The 20,027-nt window shown below is 62.0% G+C and carries 17 protein-coding genes; 9 read left to right on the top strand and 8 right to left on the bottom strand.

Annotated elements, in window-relative coordinates; genetic code table 11:
* Nucleotides 1-23 precede the first annotated feature (23 nt).
* The gene (locus NMAG_RS06635; protein ID WP_004268053.1) at nt 24-1,265 is read right to left on the bottom strand and encodes a DUF7096 domain-containing protein; all 1,242 of its coding nucleotides are present in this window, start codon (nt 1,263-1,265) and stop codon (nt 24-26) included.
* Between the two features lie 382 nt (nt 1,266-1,647).
* On the opposite strand from NMAG_RS06635, the gene NMAG_RS06640 reads away from it, so the two are divergent.
* Nucleotides 1,648-2,952: a helix-turn-helix transcriptional regulator gene (locus NMAG_RS06640; RefSeq protein WP_004268054.1), complete on the top strand. Its 1,305-nt coding sequence runs from the start codon at nt 1,648-1,650 to the stop codon at nt 2,950-2,952.
* A gap of 371 nt (nt 2,953-3,323) precedes the next feature.
* On the opposite strand, the gene NMAG_RS06645 is transcribed toward NMAG_RS06640, so the two are convergent.
* Nucleotides 3,324-4,319 (bottom strand): radical SAM protein, encoded by a 996-nt coding sequence (locus NMAG_RS06645; RefSeq protein WP_004268057.1) that lies wholly within the window; start codon nt 4,317-4,319, stop codon nt 3,324-3,326.
* Between the two features lie 179 nt (nt 4,320-4,498).
* Between NMAG_RS06645 and NMAG_RS06650 the strand changes: the two genes are divergently transcribed.
* Entirely contained in the window at nt 4,499-5,632 is a 1,134-nt protein-coding gene (locus NMAG_RS06650; RefSeq protein ID WP_004268059.1) for a DUF373 family protein, read from the top strand.
* Nucleotides 5,633-5,686: 54 nt separating this feature from the next.
* On the opposite strand, the gene NMAG_RS06655 is transcribed toward NMAG_RS06650, so the two are convergent.
* The 5 genes from NMAG_RS06655 to NMAG_RS06675 form a co-directional block, all read right to left on the bottom strand.
* Nucleotides 5,687-6,529, bottom strand: coding sequence for a polyprenyl synthetase family protein (locus tag NMAG_RS06655; RefSeq protein WP_004268062.1), 843 nt, complete (start codon nt 6,527-6,529; stop codon nt 5,687-5,689).
* 253 nt (nt 6,530-6,782) lie between these two features.
* On the bottom strand, nt 6,783-9,386 hold the full coding sequence (locus NMAG_RS06660; protein WP_004268064.1) for a methyl-accepting chemotaxis protein: 2,604 nt from the start codon (nt 9,384-9,386) through the stop codon (nt 6,783-6,785).
* A complete protein-coding gene (locus tag NMAG_RS06665; protein WP_004268066.1) occupies nt 9,386-10,660 on the bottom strand; it encodes an ABC transporter substrate-binding protein in 1,275 nt (424 codons plus the stop codon). The genes NMAG_RS06660 and NMAG_RS06665 overlap by 1 nt, the downstream gene beginning before the upstream one ends.
* 224 nt (nt 10,661-10,884) lie before the next feature.
* Nucleotides 10,885-11,838, bottom strand: coding sequence for an electron transfer flavoprotein subunit alpha/FixB family protein (locus NMAG_RS06670; protein WP_004268071.1), 954 nt, complete (start codon nt 11,836-11,838; stop codon nt 10,885-10,887).
* Nucleotides 11,835-12,626: an electron transfer flavoprotein subunit beta/FixA family protein gene (locus tag NMAG_RS06675; RefSeq protein WP_004268074.1), complete on the bottom strand. Its 792-nt coding sequence runs from the start codon at nt 12,624-12,626 to the stop codon at nt 11,835-11,837. Before NMAG_RS06675 ends, NMAG_RS06670 begins: the two co-directional genes overlap by 4 nt.
* Nucleotides 12,627-12,883: 257 nt before the next feature.
* On the opposite strand from NMAG_RS06675, the gene NMAG_RS06680 reads away from it, so the two are divergent.
* The 4 genes from NMAG_RS06680 to NMAG_RS06695 all read left to right on the top strand — a co-directional run bounded on the left by NMAG_RS06680 (nt 12,884) and on the right by NMAG_RS06695 (nt 16,288).
* On the top strand, nt 12,884-13,399 hold the full coding sequence (locus NMAG_RS06680; protein ID WP_004268076.1) for a TRAM domain-containing protein: 516 nt from the start codon (nt 12,884-12,886) through the stop codon (nt 13,397-13,399).
* 432 nt (nt 13,400-13,831) lie between these two features.
* Nucleotides 13,832-14,302, top strand: a complete 471-nt coding sequence (locus NMAG_RS06685; RefSeq protein WP_394295572.1) for a Tfx family DNA-binding protein — start codon at nt 13,832-13,834, stop codon at nt 14,300-14,302.
* 141 nt (nt 14,303-14,443) lie between these two features.
* The gene (locus tag NMAG_RS06690; protein WP_004268087.1) at nt 14,444-15,229 is read left to right on the top strand and encodes an SDR family oxidoreductase; all 786 of its coding nucleotides are present in this window, start codon (nt 14,444-14,446) and stop codon (nt 15,227-15,229) included.
* Nucleotides 15,230-15,283: 54 nt separating this feature from the next.
* Nucleotides 15,284-16,288 carry a hypothetical protein gene (locus tag NMAG_RS06695; RefSeq protein ID WP_004268089.1) on the top strand — a complete coding sequence of 335 codons (1,005 nt, stop codon included), beginning with the start codon at nt 15,284-15,286 and terminating at the stop codon, nt 16,286-16,288.
* Between the two features lie 57 nt (nt 16,289-16,345).
* On the opposite strand, the gene ubaA is transcribed toward NMAG_RS06695, so the two are convergent.
* Nucleotides 16,346-17,182, bottom strand: coding sequence for an SAMP-activating enzyme E1 (gene ubaA, locus NMAG_RS06700; protein ID WP_004268091.1), 837 nt, complete (start codon nt 17,180-17,182; stop codon nt 16,346-16,348).
* A 201-nt stretch (nt 17,183-17,383) separates the two neighbouring features.
* Here ubaA and NMAG_RS06705 point away from each other — a divergent pair, with 201 nt between their 5' ends.
* The 3 genes from NMAG_RS06705 to NMAG_RS06710 all read left to right on the top strand — a co-directional run bounded on the left by NMAG_RS06705 (nt 17,384) and on the right by NMAG_RS06710 (nt 20,025).
* Nucleotides 17,384-17,569 (top strand): HVO_0416 family zinc finger protein, encoded by a 186-nt coding sequence (locus NMAG_RS06705; RefSeq protein WP_004268093.1) that lies wholly within the window; start codon nt 17,384-17,386, stop codon nt 17,567-17,569.
* A gap of 278 nt (nt 17,570-17,847) precedes the next feature.
* Nucleotides 17,848-18,006 carry a DUF7563 family protein gene (locus tag NMAG_RS22830; protein ID WP_012996513.1) on the top strand — a complete coding sequence of 53 codons (159 nt, stop codon included), beginning with the start codon at nt 17,848-17,850 and terminating at the stop codon, nt 18,004-18,006.
* A gap of 153 nt (nt 18,007-18,159) precedes the next feature.
* The gene (locus tag NMAG_RS06710; protein ID WP_004268095.1) at nt 18,160-20,025 is read left to right on the top strand and encodes a UvrD-helicase domain-containing protein; all 1,866 of its coding nucleotides are present in this window, start codon (nt 18,160-18,162) and stop codon (nt 20,023-20,025) included.
* Nucleotides 20,026-20,027 lie beyond the last annotated feature (2 nt).

The following is a 20,027-nucleotide window of genomic DNA, read 5'->3' on the forward strand; positions in this document are numbered from 1 at the left end:
AGAATCTGCGCCGGGATATGGGGTTAACCGTTCGAGACCGGTGCCGAAACGCTCTCTGTCTCACCGTCGATGGTAATATTGTACGAATCAGCGGGTGGGAGATACGTTATCGAACCGTTCTCGTCCGTTGCACCAATTTCTCGTCCATCGACTCTGATAGTCGCCTGAAGTGGCTCGTCGCTGCCATCTTCGGTGACAGTCAGTACCGTGGGACCGATTGATGGTGTTTTGTCGAACGTTCGTTCGATTCGTCCCGTCGATTTTGTCTCCGTCTCTACTGTCGGTAGTGACTCGACTGAGACCTCCTGTGCCTCTCGATAGACATCACCTGTTCCGGCATCGACGTAGATATCTAGCTGCCCGTTATCGTGGGGGAGATCGACCCAGTAGAGGTTCTCGAGGCTATTGTCCTGATAGTGTGGTGAACCGTGATCGTGAGCCCACGGATATTGCGCCGTAATGTCTTCGATCATCTGATCAATCGATTCATACCGGTTTGGTGCGTCTGCATCACGGTTGTCGAACCGAACCGTCTCTGTACTGTACGTGTCGCCGTCGAGTGCCGAGAGTCGGTATCCGCTCTCTGAAGTCTGAATGCGGAATTCATACGACGTGTTGGGATTCCCAGCCTCGTTGGCTTCGGCGAGAGTTTCACGAATTGCTGTCGTCTGGAATTCGAGAAGCGTTCTGTCTGCACGGAATTGTTGTCGCTGCGAAGGAACCACATCGATATCGTCGTCGTTCTGGAGGGCAAACAGTGTTTCTTCGAGCGCAGACGCTTCATAGTAGTTCTCTACCAAGACCTGTACCAGTTCCCCATCGGAAAGATCTCCATTTTGATGGGCGAGGACTGCCTCGCGTTCACGTGTTTCGAGTGCGTCAATCTGGTCTTTCGTATTTTCGTATGCTGTCTGAATCCGTTGCTCACGATCTTCACCGTCTAGCTCGTCTAGATCTCGCTCTGTGAGTACGTACTGCTGCTGGTCGACTTGCAGCTGTGTCGTGGTCTTCGCAAACGAGGTGCCGAGATTCGATTCAGAAACCGTGTGTGAACCCCGAATGTCACCAGTAAGCGGTAACTGATTCGACGTGTTTTCGATCTCGACTGGCGAGGAGGGTTCCTGTGCGGTTGTACTCTGCTGGAGGGACTGCTGCTCGTCAACGTCGCCGGAGGCTCCATGCGATGGAGATGCCGCGACAATCGAAATCGCGGGTAGCGAACAGACGAGAAGCAACGCGAGGAGGACAGGGGTCGCGTTGTTCATTGTGCCGCTGTAGGAACTCCTGATACAAAAACTGGTCGCACTTACGAACTCACCGATTCGCAACACTACACAGTCCTGTTACTGTTCAGTTTGTAATGTATTACCTTTTCCGTGAATACTGAAAGGGACTGTTACCGACTATCGACCGCCTATTCGAGGTGTGCTGACTGAAACACGCCGCAGACGATCGGGTTTTACACTGATTTCAACTCAGTTTACGGTGACTGTCGTGCGAGACGAAATTATTTGTGGGAGATTTTGACGAGTTACCTACTGCAGTAAGACGCTGTTATCTACCCTGATGACGTTTTAGGAGCGCTAATAACGTTTTATTTGTCGATGGAAAGGGTTTTTTCCCCCGGGAAACCACCAGTTGATAGGTATGCGGTTGTCCACCGCCGTTACACTCACCCTCGTTGCCCTCCTCGTCACAGCCGCCTTCGGTCCGGTGGCCGCGACGCCGACTGCAGCCGCTGGCAATCCAGCTTCTGCACCTAGTGCCGAATATGAGACAGCACTCGAACAGCCTGCGGCCTTCTCACAGAGTTCGGTTGATCCATCCTACGGTCAGCCCGCCGAAATTGAACACATCACCCGGATCACCGTCAATGACAACGGCGACGCCCACTGGAGTCTAGAATACCGTTTCGTTCTCGACGATGCGGATGAGATCGACGCGTTCAACGACTACGCAGCGGCCGTCGTTGCTAACGAACGTGGTGTCGAGACACCGATACAGGACGTTCGCCAGCAAGTAACATACGCTGACGCCAATACCGATCGAGAGATGTCGATCGTCGGCGCTGGCTGGGACAGCTACGAGACCCGATCGTACGACGACGATATCGAAACAGAAAATGATCCCGAAGGAACCCACGACGGAACTGAAATTGGCGTCATTACATACACGTTCACCTGGACGAACTTCGCCGACACGGACGGCGACCGGATCTACCTCGGTGATGCACTCCAGGTGGACGGCAGTGACCGCCCAGCCATTTCCGTGCTCCACGACGGACAGCGTCTCGTCATCGAGTCGCCCAGTAATTACGGTCTCCAGACGCCAACGCAACTGACCTGGAATGGGTATCACGAGTTCAGCGATGACGAGTTCGAGATCGTCTTCCTGCGCGGTGCCGAGCCGCCCAGTGACTTCTCGTGGCTCTCACTCCCACTGACACTCGGTGCCGTTGCACTCACTCTCGCCCTCGCATTCGTCGGTCTCGCCGCCTATCGGTACAGCAGGGACGACCCACTCCCAGGAGAGCCACAGATCGCTGCGCTTCTCGGTACCGACGCAGCGGAGAACGCAAGCGCAGACGCAACCGAGCAATCCAAACCGACGCCGTCCTCTCAGGGCAGGCCGGCCACTCACTCCCCAGAACCGGAATCCGTACCGGCAACATCAAACGCCGGTGACGACGGCACACAACTCGAGTTCACCGAGCCTGCGGACGAGGATATTGACCCCGAGTTGTTGAGCGACGAAGAGCGTGTCCAGCGGATGCTCGCGGGCAACGGTGGTCGAATGAAGCAGGCGGCGATCGTCTCGGAGACGGGCTGGTCGAACGCGAAGGTGTCGCAGTTGCTGTCGCAGATGGATGAGGATGGCCAGATCGAGAAGTTGCGGATCGGCCGTGAGAATCTGATTACGTTGCCGGAAGTCGATCCGACGGAGATCGACTGAACTTCGGGTTGTATGTGAAACGTTCGGTACGCGGTCTCGAGAACACGATGATCGAGTAGTAGCTGGACACGACAATCGATTATCGGCGGACGATGGCTCTGGAATGTGCGTGGTCAGGATCGGTGATGCGCTAGCGACCAGTGGTGTGACGTCTGGAAACCCATTCTCAATAGGTAGTTCGTTCGCGGCACACAGTTGTTCGTATGGAAATGCTCGGCATCGTTGCAACCGGTCTCTTCGTGTTCGGGTGTGTGTACTCGCTGCTTCGCGGATACTGGGACGACGATGCAGTCAACCGGCTTGGATAGCGGAAAGAAATGGGTCCGGACGTGGTTACGCTACCGGTGTCCGCTTACGCTACCGGTGTCCGCTTACGCTAACGGCGTTCGCTCGACGACCTGCCCGTCGTAGCTCGGATACTGCTCGACGATTTCGCCGTCATCGAGGTCGCCCTCTTCGATCATCTCCTCTAAGAGCCACCAGGCGACTTCGACGTGCTCGGACTTGACGGTGTAGAACTCTTTGGGAACGCCGAGTTCAGCGAACCGTTCCGGTTCGGTGTAGGTCTTCCCGTAGACCAGCGTGCCGTCGTCGGTCACGTCGTCGAACTCGCGGCGGACGTTGCGGGCCATGCGTTTCAGTCGACGGCGGTGCTGGGCGGCGTCCTTGAACACGGAGGTACAGAAGTAGACGCGCTCGTGGTCGCCCATCACGTCGAGAATGTCGTCTCGAGAACCGTCGACGGCGCTCATGTGGCCTTCTTTGAGTTCGTAGCCCTCTTCCTGCATCCGGCGGTAGTTCCCCTGGGACATTTCGAACTCGTTGACGTTGCAGAAGTCCGCTGCGCCCTCATCGAGGAACTCGAGGAACTCTTCTTCCGCGCGGATGCCGGGAATCTCGAACGCGGGGGTGAGTCCCTCCTCACGAGCGATGTAGAGGATGTCCTCCCACTCGGTGCCGTGGAGGTCACCCCAGAGTTCGTACGGCGGGTGGAACCGAATTTCGTCGAGGCCGGCCTCCGAGAGTTTGCGCATGTTCTCGCGGCCACCCGTGATACCCGTATAGAGATGGGTGTGGTGGTCCTCGCCGAACTCGTCCTTCAGAAGTTCGAGATAGTGGCAGGTGCGCTCGAGTGCCTCCTGTGGTTCGCCGCCCGTGATCGAGGTGCCGAGAGCGTCCATTCGGTAGGCCTGCTCAAGGACGTCCTCGTCGGACTCGACGCGGCGTTCGTTCGCGTAGACGTCGGTGACGTTCTTGCGATTCTCGCCAAGTGGGCAGTAAAAGCAGTCGCGCTGATCGCAGTAGCCGTAGACGAACAGCACCATCTTGCCACCCTTCGCGCACTGCTCACAGCCCTTCGAGATCATTCAGTACACTGGGTTATCGGCGCGCGTTCAAAAACCGCACGGATCCAGACTGCTGTGACGGTCGATTCGAGCAGTGTTGGTGGTTCACACGGATCTTCGGAGTCTGGCAGGACAGTTGCAACGGCCAGAACGCGGACAGCCCAGAAAAGGCATATACCGCCCCGACGAACATTCGGGCGATGCTGCTGGTCCTCTGTGTCGACCTCGACGACGACCTCGGCCGCAAGACCGGGTTCTCGACGCCGGTTATCGGCCGTGATTCCGTCGAAGAGGCAGGCGTCGCGCTCGCGACCGCGGACCCGGAGGATTCGGACGTCAACGTCATCTTCCAGGGGTTGCACATCTACGACGACCTGGACGCACGCGACGAGAGCGTCGAAGTCGCCGTCGTCACTGGCAACGACGAGGGCGACGTCAACGCTAACCGCGAAGTCGGCGACGAGGTTGACACCGTCCTCGCGAGTCTCTCCACCTCGGAGGACGTCACCACCCTCGTCGTCACCGACGGCGCACAGGACGAATCCGTCATCCCGATCATCCGCTCACGCGTGCCGATCGACGGCGTCAGACGCGTCGTCGTCAGACAGGCCCAGGACCTCGAGTCGATGTACTACACGATCAAGCAGGTGCTCGACGACCCCGAAACGCGGGGAACGATCCTGATCCCGCTCGGCATCCTGTTGCTTATCTACCCGCTCGCGCTGATCGGCAGCGCACTCGAGATGCCCGGCTTCGTACTCGGGACGACGTCGGCGCTGCTCGGCTTTTATCTCATCTCCCGCGGCCTCGGACTCGGCGAGCGACTCGACACAGCCGTCGAGCGCGCTCGGCGGTCGCTGTACGCCGGGCGGACGACTCTGCTCGCGTACGTCGTCGCGGCGGCACTGTTCGTCCTCGGTGGCGTGAGCGGGGTGAATACGCTTGAGTCAGTCCAGGCGGAAACGACCGGTGACGTCGGCGTTCCCGTCATGATTTCGGCGCTGGTCTACGGCTCGGTCCAGTGGCTCGCCGCCGCGGGCGTGACCACCAGCCTCGGCCAGATCACCGACGAGTACATCGCGGGGACACTCGAGTGGCGCTATCTCAACGCGCCGTTCTACGTGCTGTCGATCGCGGTCGTCCTCTATGCGGTGAGTGCGTTCTTCCTCGATGAGGCGGGGATTGGGTTTCTCGCGGCGGCGCTGACGGCGGGGACGCTGCTGGGGATCGTGAGTACGCTGGCGTTTGCGATCGTCGAGTCACGGTTGTCGGAGTCGACGGGAGACGCGGAAACAGAGCAAGAAGAGCGGGCGAAGGCGGACGGAGCACACTGACGGCGACCGTCGCCGTCGATTCGTAGATTTTTCGGGGACGTGGATGTGAGGGCGCTATCGCTCGCGTTCGACGACGAACTCCGCAAGTTCTCGGAGATATCCTTCAGCAGTTGGGTCGGCAACGTCGACACGGTCGAGCGCCTCGAGTGCGCGGTCGGCCTCCGCTCGGGCGCGTGCGTTGGCTTCCTCGGGTGTGAGATCGGTCACCTGCACGACCGAGGGGCGGTCCATCTCGGCGTCGTGGCCGGTCGGTTTGCCGAGTTCCTCGGCGTCGGCGACCGCGTCCAGCACGTCGTCTCTGATCTGGAAGGCGATGCCGACGCGTTCTGCGTACTCGCCGAGGGCTTCGACCGTGACGGCATCAGAGTCGGCCGCGATCGCACCGAGTTCGGCCGCGGCGCGAAAGAGCGCGCCGGTCTTGCGGCGTGCGAGTGTCATGTACTCCTCCTCGTTCGACGGCATGGCGGAGAGTTCGGTCGCCTCGCCGACGCCGAGTTCGACCATCGACTCGGTGACGACGCGCATCGCGTCGGGGTCGGACGCGAAGAGATCGAAGGCTTCCCCGAGAAGGCCGTCACTGGTGATGATCGCCGGTCCGTAGCCGAACTCGGCCCAGGCGCTTTCGGTGCCACGGCGCAGCTCCGAGCGGTCGATGATATCGTCGATGACGAGCGAGGCGTTGTGAACGAGTTCGATGCCGACGCCGAACTCGACAGCGTCCTCTGCGGTCCCGCCCACGGTCTCGCAGGCGAGAATCGTGACCATGGGTCGGACGCGCTTGCCTCCGGAGAGCGTGACGTGGCGAACCTCATCGCTGAGCGTCTCCGGGTCGACGCCGTCGACGACCTCGTGGAGTCGCTCCTCGATCAGCGCCCGCCGGCGCTCCAGCAGTTCCATTGCCAGCGTTTAGGCAGGTGGTAAAAAGTACGTGACGGTTCGGAAGACGGCGCGTGAGTCCGTGTCGCGTCCCACGGTGCGGACAGTTCGTTTTTGTTACTCTTCCATCATTCTTCCATCATTCTTCTATCACTCTTCTGCCACTCTCCTGTCGCGTGAGACGATAGCGGTGGGACGCCGATACAGAGCGGCGGCTGGGGACGATGATGAGAAAAACGGACAACGGAACCCAAGAAGAGACGTGACAGCGAACTCAGTTACTGCCGTCGCTGACCTCGTCGTAGGTGAACGGATCGTCGACCGGTTCGTCGTCCCCGTCACCATCGTCTGCAGCGTCGCTACCACGTCCGCTCACAGCGTCACCATCGTCTGCAGCGTCGCTACCACGTCCGCTCACAGCGTCACCATCGTCTGCAGCGTCGCTACCACGTCCGCTCACAGCGTCGCCCTCCTCGCCAGCACCCACATCATCCGCGTTGGACGACGAAACCACGTTCTCATCGAACTCGAGTGTGGCCCCCTCGTCAGCTGTATCGTCAGTGCCAGTGGCATCGTCGTACTCACCGCCGAGGACGTCACCGGTCTCGCGTGTGTCGAGATCCTCGAGGTCGTCGACCGCCGCGTCGCTGGCAGCGTCGGTGTCGAAACGGTCGAGCATCTCGTTGAGCTGCGAGGCCTGATTGGCGAGCGAGCCGGCGCTCTTCGTGACTTCGGAGAGCGCAGAGGTCTGTTCCTCCGCAGCAGCGGCAACGCGCTGGGATTCGGTCGCCGTCGCGTCGGAGATTTCGGTCGCGGTCGAGACCATCGCGACGACTTCCTGGGTCGAGGCCGCCTGCTGTTCGGTGGTCGCCGAAATCTCCTGGACGCCGTCGTTGGTCTCCTGTGCGTAGTCTGCAATCTCGTCGAGTGCCTCCGCGGCGTTCTCGACGGCGTCGACGTGCGAGGAGATCTTGTCCGCGGTCTTCTGGACCTCCGTCGCGGTCCGCTCGGTGCGGTCGTTAATCCGTTCTAAGCGCTCCTCGATGTCTTCGGCCGTCTCCTTCGTGTCTGCGGCCAGTTCCTTGACCTCGGCGGCGACGACCGCGAAGCCGTCACCCTGGGAGTCCCCGTCACCGCTGCGGGAGGCCTCGATGTTCGCGTTCAGCGCGAGCATGTTGGTCTCGCGGGCGACCTCGGTGATGAACTCGATCAGTTCGTCGATCTGTTCCATCTCCGCGGTCAGTTCTTCGATCGCTTCGACGGTCTCGGTCGATTCGGCCTCAATCTCGTGCATTCCCTCGATTGCGTCACGCGCGGCTTCGCGGCCGTAGCGGCCGGTCTCTGCCGTCTGCTCTGCGATATCTGCGACCTGGTTCGAGGACGCAGCGATCTGCTCGGTCGTCGCCGAGAGCCCGCTCATCTCGTCGGAGACCGCCTGCAGCTTCTCGTTCTGTCGGTCTGCACCGTCGGAAATCTCCTGAATAGAGTTGCTGACCTGTCCGGAGGCAGAGCGCACTTCCTCGGCGCTGGCCGTGACCTCCTCGCTGGCGACGGCCACCTCGTTCGCGAAGGACGTGACGTGAGCCGTCGTCGCCTCGAGTTCTTCGACCATCTCGTTGAACGCGTGAGCGATGTCGGTCATCGCCTCGTTCTCACTCTCGGGGTCGAGCCGCCGGGTAAGATCACCCTCGGCACAGACCTCCATCACGTCGCGGTACTCGTCGGCCTTCGACTCGAGATGCTGGTTCATCGCCTCGGTCTCTGCGCGGGCCTCCTCGGCGTCCGCGCGAGCGGATTCGGCCTCCTCAATCTGGGTTCGCAGCGACGTTCGCATGCTGTCGAACCCATCGTAGAGGCGACCGATTTCGTCGATGCGCGACGTCTGTAAGTCGACGTTTAGATCGCCGTTCTCCATCGACTCCGTCCGATCGCGCAGTTCTGCAAGCGGCACGACCGTCTGGCGACCGAGTACGACGCCGACGAGGCCGAGCGCAACCAGACTCACGAGCACCATCGCGATGACGTTCGTTCCAACGTCGCTCGCGACACCGTAGGCCTGGTCGGTCGGCACAGTCGTCACCGCGACCCACTGCGTGTCGCCGACCGGCACGTACGCCTGCACCACGTCGTCGTCTTCAACCCGGTCCGGTCGACCACCGAGTGCCGCCTCGATGGCATCCTCGTCGGTCGTCGCGGTGAGTTCGCTCTGCCCGGTCTGGAAGATCGGCTCACCGCGGTCGTTAACAATCGCCGTCGATCCCGCCGCACCGTCCTGCTGGAGCTGGTCCACGCGGTACTCGAGTGTCCCGATGACGACGACGACGCGGTCGTCCTGGTCGGGGACGGGGCTCGCGAAGGCCATCACCTGGTCGTCGAGGGCAGCGGACTCGTAGGCCTGTTCGGAGTGCCAGACGTCCTCGTCGAAGGAGAGTTCGCCGGCAAAGTCCGTCTCGGCCCACGGATCGTCGACGGCGGCGAGTTCGGTGTCGCGGATCTCGGCGTCGGTACTCGTGAGGACGGTTTCCTCGCTCGTATCGACGTAGTGTATCGCTCGCACGTCGACACCCATTCGGGCCTGTTCTTCGACGATCGCAGCCTGGACAGCCTGCACGTCGTCGCTCTGAGTCCCCGGTGACGTAGACGCTGTTCGGGTCTGGACGTGCATCGACTCGATCCAGTCACCGATGCCATCGGCCTGAAGTTCGGCGGTCGACTCGAGTTGCTCGTTCGAGTCGGCTCGCACGGTATCGTTGATCTCGGCGTAACTGACGGCACCGACAGCACCGATCACGAGCACGACAGCGAGGATGGAGATGACGAATTTGAGCAGGTATCGCCGTCGGATGAACGACGGGACGAGTTTGGCAAGCAGCGACATCAGGCGCTCACCCGGTCGAGTTCGGTAATACCACCAGCTTCCGATTCGTCGAACTCCCAGTAGGAGAAGCTCGCACCGCGGACGTCCCCGTGCTGGTCGAACGTGACCGAACTCGAGGCGCCCTCGTAGGCGACGTTTTCACCCTGGGCGGCGAGTTCGAGGCCTTCGTCGAGGTTTTCGGGCGTGATGGTTGTCCCCGGGCTGTAGGTGACAGCCTGCATGGCGTTTCTGATTGCCGTCCCCTCGTTCTGGCCGGCGTAGGCGTTCGCGAGCAACAGCGCCGCCGTCGCGTCGTAGGCGTGGGCAGTAAAGAGTCCCGGGCTCTCGCCGTAGGCGCTCTCGTACTGTTCGCTGAACGTCTCGTAGCCCGGTCCGTTGGCGATTGGCGCGGTGCCGCGGATGCCGTCGAGCGAGGAATCGGTTGACTCGTGAAGGTCACCATCTTGCATCCCCTCGGTGACGAGCACGTCGACGTCGTCCCGTGCGCCGGTTGCGGCCAGGTCGTCGAACAGCTGTCTGCCGGTATCAGGGTAGCCGATGACGACCAGGAGCTCCGGGTCTTCAGCCATTGCCGTCTCGATGGCGTCGTCGTAGGAGTCTGCACCCTCGGTGACCGGGACTTCGGCCGTCACGGTCGCGCCGTGGTCGGTCTCGAACGTCTGCGAGAACGCCTGCGTAAGCTGCCAGCCGTAGTCGTTGTCGACGTACAGCACCGCTGCACGCTCCGTGTCGAGGTCCGTGACGGCCTGTTCAGCGAGGACAAGTGCCTGCAACGAGTCAGAGAGTGCCGTCCGGAAGATGAGACCGGCATCGTTCACCGACGTAATCGTCGGCGACGTTGCGCCCGCAGAACAGTTGACTACCCGGTATGGGATCAACACCTGCTGGGTCGCCTGCAGCGTCACGTCGGATGCAAGCGGGCCGTTGACCATCGGATACCCATCATCGACGAGTTCGGCGGCACTCTGGACGCCTGCCGACGGAGAGGTTTCCGTATCGACGACCGTATAGTCGATATCGAGGTTGATCTCGTCCTCGAACTGTTCGATCGGTAACAGTGCGGCGTCTCGCGTTGTCTCCCCAAAGTTCGCGAGTCCCCCGCTCAGCGGAGACATGATCCCAAGTCTGAGTGTTCGATCCGTCCCACCGACCGAGTCGGTGGACGCTACCTCCGATTCGAGCCCGGGAACGTCAGAAAGACACCCGGCCAGGCCGCCAAGTGACACAGCACCAGCCCCCATCAGGAGTTCCCGTCGCTTCGGTCGAAACGTCATATCCGTGGTATCAAATTACTGGTTTATAATTCTGCTGTACAGTCACTCGAACAATCATGGGTCAGACTGTCATGACTCACTAGCAAAAGAGAGACGCTCTCCAACGGCATAATTACGATTGCCGGTGGCTATCGATAGACCGCCAGCCAGACATGTATGATGCGTAACATACTGTCGAGAGACGCACGATCACGGCGGACAAAAAAGACCGCGGGAAGCGTCGGTTACTGGAACTGGTCGGTCAGCGCCGGCACGACATCGAAGAGGTCGTCGTGGATCGCGTAGTCCGCGATGTCCATGATCGGCGCGTTGGGGTCCGTGTTGATCGCGACGATCGTGTCGGAGCCTTTCATGCCAGCAACGTGCTGGACGGCACCGGAGATACCGATCGCGATGTAGACGTCAGGCGTAACGACCTTCCCGGACTGGCCAACCTGGCGGTTCTTCGGCAGCCAGCCGTTGTCGACGATCGGACGCGAGGACGAAACCGTCGCGTCGAGTGCGTCTGCGAGGTCGTGGATGAGTTCGAGGTTATCCTCTTCTTCGATTCCACGACCGACGGAGACGAGCACGTCCGCTTCGCTGATGTCGACGTCACCGCCGCCGACCTCTTCGAAGCCGTTGACGGTGGAGCCGATCGCGTCCTCGTCGATATCTGCATCGAACGCCTCGACAGCGGCGTCGCCGGTGCCTTCGGCGGTTGGCCACTCGGCTCCGCGGATCGTGACGACGGCGTCGCCCTCGAGTTCGTTCGTGGTTTCGACCTTACCACCGTACATCTCGCGGGTCGCGGTCAGCGTCTCGCCGTTTGCCGACAGATCGATCGTGTCGGTGACGACCGGGAGGTCGAGTTCGTTGGCGACAGCAGGCGCGTAGTCGAGGCCATTGACGCTGTTCGGCGTAAGGATGTACTGCGGTGCGAGCTCGTCGTAGAGCTGCGTGATCGTCTGCGTGTAGACGTCGTGGTTGAACTCCTCACCGTGGGAGACGGTGTGGATCGCGTCGACGCCCTCGCGGTTGAGCTTCTCCGCGAAATTGTCGACGGGGCCGCTGATGACAGCGAGATGGAGGTCGCCGCCGGTGTCGTCTGCAAGCTGGCGGCCTGCGGTGATGATTTCGTAGCTCACGTCGCGCAGGTCGCCACGGCGGTGGTCCGTGACTGCGAGGACGTCGCTCATTGTGCCACCCCCTTGTCGCGGAGCAGTTCACCCAGCTCTGCAGCCGTCTCGTCGGCGCTGCCTTCCCAGACGGTGACGTCGCTCTCGCTTTCTGGTTCGTACATGTCGGTGAGTTCCAGGTCGGAATCGACGGCGCTCTCGTCGACACCGAGGTCGGCGAGGCTCTTCACGTCGAGTTCCTTGCGCTGGGCCTGACGGATGCCGCGCAGGCTCGCGTAGCGTGGTTCGTTGATACCGGTCTGGATCGTGAGTGCGGCCGGCAGCTCGATGTCCGTGAGCTCCTCGACACCGCCCTCGAGTTCGCGTCGAACCGAGGCGGTGTCGCCGTCGAACTCGTGCTCGAGGTGGTTGACGACGGCACCCCACTGATAGCCGATCTCTTCAGCGAGGGCAACGCCCGTCGCGCCAAAGCTGTCGTCGCCGGCCTGAACGCCGGTCAGGACGAGGTCTGGGTCCTCTTCTTCGACGACGGCACTGAGGATTTCCGTCTTCGCGTTGACGTCGAGCAGGTCGACGCCTTCGAGGGAGTCGTCCCAGACGCGAACCGCGCGGTCTGCGCCCTTCGCAAGGGCCTGACGGATGGTCTGTTCACAGTCTTCGGGGCCGATTGTAACCGTGACAACTTCGTCGGCGACGCCAGCTTCCTGGAGCTGAACGGCCTCTTCGACGGCGTAATCGTCCCACTCGTTGAGATCTGCACCGAGGTACTGATCTGCGATTTCAGTACCGTCGATTTCGAACTCGTCTTCGACGGTCGCAACTTCTTTGACCGTAACGAGGATTTTCATCGTTCGTCACTCGTACGTCACACCCGTAAACGTTTTCGAAACGCACAGTATTGGACTCTCCGTTCAACTGATAGTTCGGGTGGTGTCGGTTTTGCACTGAACCTGGAGATAGTGGGAGCAATCGATCAAAGACGGGGTGTGAAGGCGGAGAAAACGCACAGTGACTGGTCAGCAAGAGTGGCGAAGAACGGCCGTTTGTACCGGTTTCGCGCGTACAAGACGGAAACGGTTTAACGACACCGCCGGTAGTACACCGTATGGCAGACTGTCCACTGGCCGACGATTGTCCGAGCTATTCAGCGCGAATCTCGGGGATGGGGTGTCAACACTACGGCGACCGCGGCGGCAAGGAGTGGTGTCAACACTACAACCAGCCGATCGAGGACCTGAAAACGCAGCCGGTCAAGTCCGGCGAGGAGGTTGTTATCGACGTCGTCGACATGCACGAAAGCGGCGCTGGCGTCGGGCGAACCGAAGACGGGTTCATCGTGATGGTCGACGGCGTACTCCCCGAAGCACGGGCGCGCGTCGAAATCACCCGCGTCCACAGCAATCACGCGCGTGCAAAAGAACTCGAATTACTCCCGATGGACGAGGACGAAGGCGAAGCGGAAGACGACACGGCGGACGCCGATGCCGATGCCGATGCCGCTGCGGACGAGAGCGACAGCGACGATGCGGACGCTGACGCCGAAACGGACGACGAATCCAACACCGGTCGGGCATCGAGACGCGAACGCCTCGGAAGTCGCGAGAACTTCTGGGGGAACTGATCGACACGATCACTCGAGACCCCCAACGTCTCGAGGGATCGGCCGTCGGTACCTGGACAGTCGTGCGGCCGTCGATTTGCTTTTTCCTGTTCTGATCGGTGTCTGCTGTTGTGCCCGTTTGATCCCCTTCGAACACACTCGTAGCCGCTCGCACACAGCGCTTGCAGCACGAGCGACCGGGAGAGCTTTCATCCTTCCCCCCGCTAGTAATTATCGTATGAGTAGGCGCGTGCAGAGAACAGCGGACCGCACGACGGAGCGACGAGCGGAACGACGGGAGTGGGACGCGCCCGGTGAGGCGACGACTGGGACGAGACCACAGACAGTCCGCCGGCCATCGAGCGGCGGGCCACGCGAACGATGTACCGGGTGTGCGAAGACGAGGCGTAGCAGTCAGCAGGGGACGCAGCGACACAACAGCGGGTGGTCGGGGTGTCCATGATCGACGACGTCGAGGAACTGCTCGCCGAGATCGGGTTCGAAGCCGAGACGAGCGTACTCACGAATCGGCAGGCGCAGGTGCTCGCCCTGCGCGAGCGCGACACTTCCCAGGCCGACATCGCCGACGCACTCGGGACCTCCCGCGCGAACGTCTCTTCGATCGAGGCCAGCGCCCGCGAAAACGTCGAGAAAGCCCGCGAAACGGTCGCCTTTGCCGAGGCGCTTCGCGCTCCCGTCCGGGTCCGCGTTCCCGCTGGAACCGACCTCTACGACGTGCCGAACCTCGTCTACGACGCCTGTGACGACGCCGGCGTCAAGGTCGACCACACCGCCCCGGATCTGATGAAAGTTGTCAGCGACGCCGCCGGCGCTGCCGTCTCCGGTCGCGAGATTGCCGCTCCGATCGTCGTCGGCGTCACCTCCGAGGGTGTGGTTCGGGTTCGTCATCAGGACCGCGATTGACATGCTGGTGTGTGACAGGAGGGCACAGCAAGTCTGGCCGCACGCACAAGGCCACTTCACAGACCAACTCGCAACTTTCTGTCGCTCACAGTCGCCGGTCGTGCCCCGAACGATTTGGTCTCCGACGTGGTTCGACTGCCTATGAACCTCGACCTCGACGGTAACGCAGCACTGGTTACCGCCTCCTCGAGTGGCCTTGGACTCGCGAGCGCGACGACCCTCGCCTCGGAGGGCGCACACGTCACTATCTGCGGGCGCGACCCCGACCGACTTGCGGCCGCCCGCGACGACCTCGCCGACGCGGGGTCGGGCGAGGTCCTCGCACTCGAGTGCGACCTCACGGATCCGAACGAGATCTCCCGACTGGTGAGTCGGACGGTCGACGAGTTCGGCGGCCTTGACCACCTCGTGACCTCCGCGGGTGGACCGCCGAGTACGACGTTTCTGGAGACGGACGAACAGGACTGGTATCAGGCGTACGACCTGCTTGTGATGAGCGTCGTCTGGATCGTCGAAGAGGTTCACGCGCACCTACTCGAGTCCGATGTGGGCTCGATCACCTGTATCACCTCGACGACGGTGCAGGAGGTAACCGACGGGCTGGTGCTGTCGAACTCGGTTCGGCGGGCCGTCGTCGGCCTCGTGAAAACGATTTCGCGCGAGTTCGCGCCGGAGATACGGGCCAACGCGGTTATGCCGGGGACCATCGAGACACCGCGAATCGAGGAACTCGTCGAGGCGGGTGTCGAGCGCGGCACGTACGCAGACTACGATGCGGGCATCACCGAACTCGCGGCCGAAATCCCACTGGAGCGGCTGGGTGAGCCAGCCGAGTTCGGCGACGTGGTCGCGTTTCTCGCGAGTTCACGAGCGAGTTTCGTGAACGGCGCGTCGGTGCCAATCGACGGCGGCCTGTTGCGGAGTTGATGCGAGAGGGGCTGAACCGTAACGCTCTCGGTCGCCCTCCAGCGACTGGCTCGTGTGTACCGCCCGGTCCAGTTCGCCGGCTTCCTCGCTCTCCTCGCGACACCCGCCGTGTTGCTCGCCAGCGTCCACGCCGTGCCGCCTGCCCTCCAGAGCGGGACGTACAGTCCCCTCCTCGGGGCGTACAGTCTCCAGCTCGGTACGTACAGCCTCCAGCTCGGTATCGGTCTCGTCGGCGCGGTCGCGGTCGTCGCTGAACGAAACCGTTCTTTCAGCCCCGACTCCCTGGAATCTGGCACATTCGACCAAACTGACGCCACGAACGCGCTCGCTGTCACTGCCGGCGCAGTCGTCACCTACGGCGCGAGCGTCTTCGCCGATCTCGGCCCGGTACTCGCCTCTGCGCTCGTCGGCCTCCTCGCTGGACTCGCCCTCCCGCGCGTCGCCGTTCCCGTCTACTGTGGCTCCTTCGTCGGAATGGCCTCCCCGTCCGTGTTCCCCGGACTCGAGTACGTCGCCGTCGCCGGCGCGATTGCTGGGCTCGCGTACGTCGCCACGACCGCCACGTTCGGTGGCGTCGGCGGGAAACTCGGGACCATCGCACTCTTTGGGTGCGTGGCGGCCGTCGCGCTGACCGGACTCGAGTACGGCTCGCCGAGCGCGCCCGCCTGGGAATCCCTCCAGTTCGTCGTCCCGGTCGCCGTCGTGAGCGCAGTTGCAACCGTCCTGCTGAGTCTGGAACTCGAGTTGGGGCCGGTCGTGGGCTCGGGGCTCGTCGGCGTCGGTGCCGGCCTTGGGTTTCCGCTCGTGCTCCCGGGCGAACTCGGCGCGACGCTCGCCGCGGTCGCGTTCTGTGCCTCCTTCGTCGGGATGTCGAGCCCCGAGCGGTTGCCGATAGGCCACGTCGCAGCGGCTGGCGCGCTCTGCGGACTCGTGTACCTCGCCGTGACGCCGGCGCTGACGGGTGCTGGTGGCAAACTCGGAACGATCGCGTTCATCTCTTGTGTCGCACTGGTCGGGCTGGACGAACTGTCCGATGCAGTAGGAACGCGACGTCGATGACTCCGCCGACACCGTGGACTCCGAGACTTCAACGAGTGCGATGACCGCGAAAACGGTTCAGTCCGCCGAGATCTGGCACGTCCCGTCGTAGGAGACGTCCTCGACCGACTCGATTGCTGGCTCGTCGCCACAGACCGGACACGCCGGGTTCGGTCGAACGTCCACCGTCTCAAACGTCATATCCATTGCGTCGTAGAGCAGCAGGCGGCCCTCGAGTAGGTCGCCCTTGCCGAGCAGGTACTTGACGGCCTCGGTGGCCTGGATGCAGCCGACGGTGCCGGGGAGGACGCCGAGCACGCCAGTCGTCGCACAGTCGGGGACGGTACCGGGTTCGGGCGCTTCGGGGAAGAGACACCGGTAACACGGCCGCTCAGCGTCGCCGCCCCGCTCGTTCGTGAACGTCGTTACCTGCCCCTCGAAGCGGTAGATTGCACCGTGACAGAGCGGCGTCTCCGTGAGTACGCAGTGGTCGTTGAGCAGATAGCGCGTCGCGAAGTTGTCGCTCGCGTCGAGGACGAGGTCGTAGTCAGAAACGAGTTCGTCCACGTTGTCGGCGGTGAGGCGTGTCTCGTGGGCGTCGACGTCGATGTCAGGGTTGAGCGCCGAAACGTAGTCTGCCGCGCTCTCGACTTTCGGCCGGCCCACGTCCTCATCGCGGTGGACGATCTGGCGTTGCAGATTCGAGCGCTCGACCACGTCGTCGTCGACGATACCGAGGCGGCCGACACCCGCCGCAGCGAGGTACTGAATCGCCGGTGCACCCAGTCCGCCCGCGCCGACGACGAGGATGCGTCCCTCGAGGAGCCGTTGCTGTCCCTCGGGACCGATTTCGTCCATGATTACGTGTCTCGAGTAGCGATCGAGTTGGGTCGCATCGAGGCGCAGGTCGCTCATGCTCGCTGATTGGGGCGAGAGCGAGAAAAAGCCGCGGGTCGGGAACCAGTAGATTGACGGTTCATAGACAAAGCCCCGTGGTACTGATCAATTGTGGACTCCGCCGCCAGAACAGATCAGGTATCGGTACTGTTTCCCAAAGAGACGGCAGGATCTTCACCGACCCCACCACTTAAGACCATGCATGTCTTTGTCACGCCTATGGCATCCGCACCCAATGGTGCCGGCGACGATGTTTTCGATCAATTCCTCACTGACCGCGGTCACACCGTCGAACGACTCGACTGGGAGGTAGAGTATAACAAGAAACAGTGTCCCGAATGTAGCGGTCTCCACGACCTCTCCGCGAGTACCTGTACCGTCTGTGGGTGGGAGCCAACACGGTAGACGACGATACCCGGCTACCGATTCCGTTTTTTGACAGCACTAACCTGATCCGATAGCGGCGCCACTGTTGTGCGAGTCACTGGCTGGTTATCCTCTCGTTCCACTCCCTTGCTGGTCACCACTCCCAGCACCAGTGTCCCCGGAGATACCCACCCGAAACCCATGACGACGCGACACAGTCGTGGACAACCACTTCGGTGAGGCCCCGGTAATTTCCGCCGTTCGATGGCGATAGAATTATAGTGTGGTCCGCCCCAACACGTCAATCGAGGATCATCATGCCGGAATGCCAGAACTGTGGGAACTTCGTAACCGATGCATACGCTCGTGTCTTCACGCCACGAGGAGTAGACGATCCGCGCGTCTGCCCGGAGTGTGAGGACAAGATCCGCGACGGTGCCGGCGTTCGAACCGCTCGGTCGTCGCGAAACACGTGATCCCGCTTCGTTCACCACGAACCGCCTGAATCGCCCGTCAGTCACCCCACCGTTTTCGAGCGACCAGACCGCCGACAGAGCCGACAGACAGTCCCTCTCGCGGTCGCGGAGAACCCACGTGACTTATGGGTGTCGCGGCCCTGAACAGGGATAATGGCTACCACGGAGACGAAGGTGACCCGGTTGTTCGGTGGACCGGGAAGCGGGAAGACTACCGCGCTTCTCGACCACGTTGAAGAGATTCTAGAGCAGGACGACGTTACATTCCGGGACATCCTCGTCGTTTCCTATACGCGAGCAGCAGCACAGGAGATTCGCGAACGGCTGGCAGAGCGACTCGGCGAAAGTCCGCGTGCACTGCAGGGCAACGTCTGTACCATGCACGCAAAGGCGTACGATCTTCTCGATCTCTCTCGAAGCGACGTTATCGGCGAATCCGACAAGGAAGAGTTTTGCGAAGAGTACGGACTCGAGTTCGAAGACGAGTACAGCGGGGCCGGCCGCCGGACCGCTCGCTCGACGACGATCGGAAACAAGATCATCGCAACGAGTCAGTGGCTCCAGCGAACCCGTCGAGACGTCACGGACTGGTACGACGTCCCGTTCCAGTGGGACGACGAGGAGGTTCGCCTCCCGCCGGAGATTGACGATCACGCCCAGGAGGGCAACAAGTACACGCCGACCTGGCCTTCTGATGACGACCGGATCGACGTCCCAGAGGCAATCCGCGGCTGGCGCTCGTACAAAGGCGAACAGGGCAAGATCGGCTTCGCGGACATGCTCGAGCGAGTCAAGCAGCGTTCGCTGCTCCCGAGCGTCGACTACCTGGTGATCGACGAGTTTCAGGACATCACGACGCTGCAGTATGACGTCTACGAGGAGTGGAAACCCCACATGGAGCAGGTGCTGATCGCCGGCGACGACGACCAGGTCGTCTACTCCTGGCAGGGCGCAGATCCTGCCCTGCTGCTCGACGAGGAGGTCGACGAGGACATCATCCTGCCGAACTCCTACCGACTGCCCTCGAACGTCCTCAACGCGGTCAATCAAGAGATTCGTCACATCGAGCACCGAAAGGACAAGGACCTGAAACCGCGCAAGGAAGGCGGCGCAGTTGAGGCCCGGCGTAACGCCTCGATGCTCGACGTCGTCCGCATGGTTCGGCGCACGCTCGCCTCGGGCGACGGCACCATCATGATTCTCTTCCGTGCGCGCTACCAGATGTTCCAGTTCATCGACGAGTTCATCACGGAAGGAGTGCCGTTCACGTCGCTGACGGACCAGCGGATGTGGACCGACCGCCTCACCCAGTACGTCCGCGCCGTCGAAGCCATCGACCGCGGCGACGACGTGACTGGCCTGCAGGCTCGCCGCCTCGCAGACATGCTCCAGGAGTCGGCGTTCGGCACCAACGAGCGCGATGACCTGTTCGATACGATCGACGAGCGCCAGGAAGAGGCCGGTATCGACGACCTCCAGGAACTCATGATTCCCGCATCGGTCATCGAGGACCACGTGCCGTTCATGCCCGGCTCCGAGTCCGCGGCCGATATGGTTCGGAAGGTCACGAACTTTCAGAAGAAGAGCGTCCGCGCGTACTTCGCCATCGGCGAGTACACCCGAATGGACACCGACCGCGTCCGCGTCGGCACGATCCACTCCGCGAAGGGTCGTGAAGCAGACCACGTCATCGTCGGCACCGACCTGACCGAGAAGGTCGTCGAGCAGATGGTCGCGACGGTCGACGATCCGACGAACGTCCCTGGCGTCGAGGAGTTCACCAAGACCACCTCGCCCGTTCCCGTCCTGACGGACAACGAGCGACGTGTTTTCTACGTCGGTATGTCCCGCGCCCGCGAACGACTCGTGATGCTCGAGAACCTGGTCGACGGCGCACCGACGCTGCCGATCGACGTTCTGCTCCACAACGAACTCACCGAGACGCCACTCGAGGACCTCATCGAGGACGCCCAGCAGGCCGCGGAGGGCGGCGAGGAACTCGAGGCCGAAGCGCCCTGAGC

The organism is Natrialba magadii ATCC 43099 (assembly GCF_000025625.1).
Lineage (GTDB): Archaea > Halobacteriota > Halobacteria > Halobacteriales > Natrialbaceae > Natrialba > Natrialba magadii.

Excerpts from the sequence above, each read along its gene's own strand:
- NMAG_RS06635 (WP_004268053.1), bottom strand. The coding sequence starts at position 1,265 with ATGAACAACGCGACCCCTGTCCTCCTCGCGTTGCTTCTCGTCTGTTCG.
- NMAG_RS06640 (WP_004268054.1), top strand. The coding sequence starts at position 1,648 with ATGCGGTTGTCCACCGCCGTTACACTCACCCTCGTTGCCCTCCTCGTC.
- NMAG_RS06645 (WP_004268057.1), bottom strand. The coding sequence starts at position 4,319 with ATGATCTCGAAGGGCTGTGAGCAGTGCGCGAAGGGTGGCAAGATGGTG.
- NMAG_RS06650 (WP_004268059.1), top strand. The coding sequence starts at position 4,499 with ATGCTGCTGGTCCTCTGTGTCGACCTCGACGACGACCTCGGCCGCAAG.
- NMAG_RS06655 (WP_004268062.1), bottom strand. The coding sequence starts at position 6,529 with ATGGAACTGCTGGAGCGCCGGCGGGCGCTGATCGAGGAGCGACTCCAC.
- NMAG_RS06660 (WP_004268064.1), bottom strand. The coding sequence starts at position 9,386 with ATGTCGCTGCTTGCCAAACTCGTCCCGTCGTTCATCCGACGGCGATAC.
- NMAG_RS06665 (WP_004268066.1), bottom strand. The coding sequence starts at position 10,660 with ATGACGTTTCGACCGAAGCGACGGGAACTCCTGATGGGGGCTGGTGCT.
- NMAG_RS06670 (WP_004268071.1), bottom strand. The coding sequence starts at position 11,838 with ATGAGCGACGTCCTCGCAGTCACGGACCACCGCCGTGGCGACCTGCGC.
- NMAG_RS06675 (WP_004268074.1), bottom strand. The coding sequence starts at position 12,626 with ATGAAAATCCTCGTTACGGTCAAAGAAGTTGCGACCGTCGAAGACGAG.
- NMAG_RS06680 (WP_004268076.1), top strand. The coding sequence starts at position 12,884 with ATGGCAGACTGTCCACTGGCCGACGATTGTCCGAGCTATTCAGCGCGA.
- NMAG_RS06690 (WP_004268087.1), top strand. The coding sequence starts at position 14,444 with ATGAACCTCGACCTCGACGGTAACGCAGCACTGGTTACCGCCTCCTCG.
- ubaA (WP_004268091.1), bottom strand. The coding sequence starts at position 17,182 with ATGAGCGACCTGCGCCTCGATGCGACCCAACTCGATCGCTACTCGAGA.
- NMAG_RS06705 (WP_004268093.1), top strand. The coding sequence starts at position 17,384 with ATGGCATCCGCACCCAATGGTGCCGGCGACGATGTTTTCGATCAATTC.
- NMAG_RS22830 (WP_012996513.1), top strand. The coding sequence starts at position 17,848 with ATGCCGGAATGCCAGAACTGTGGGAACTTCGTAACCGATGCATACGCT.
- NMAG_RS06710 (WP_004268095.1), top strand. The coding sequence starts at position 18,160 with ATGGCTACCACGGAGACGAAGGTGACCCGGTTGTTCGGTGGACCGGGA.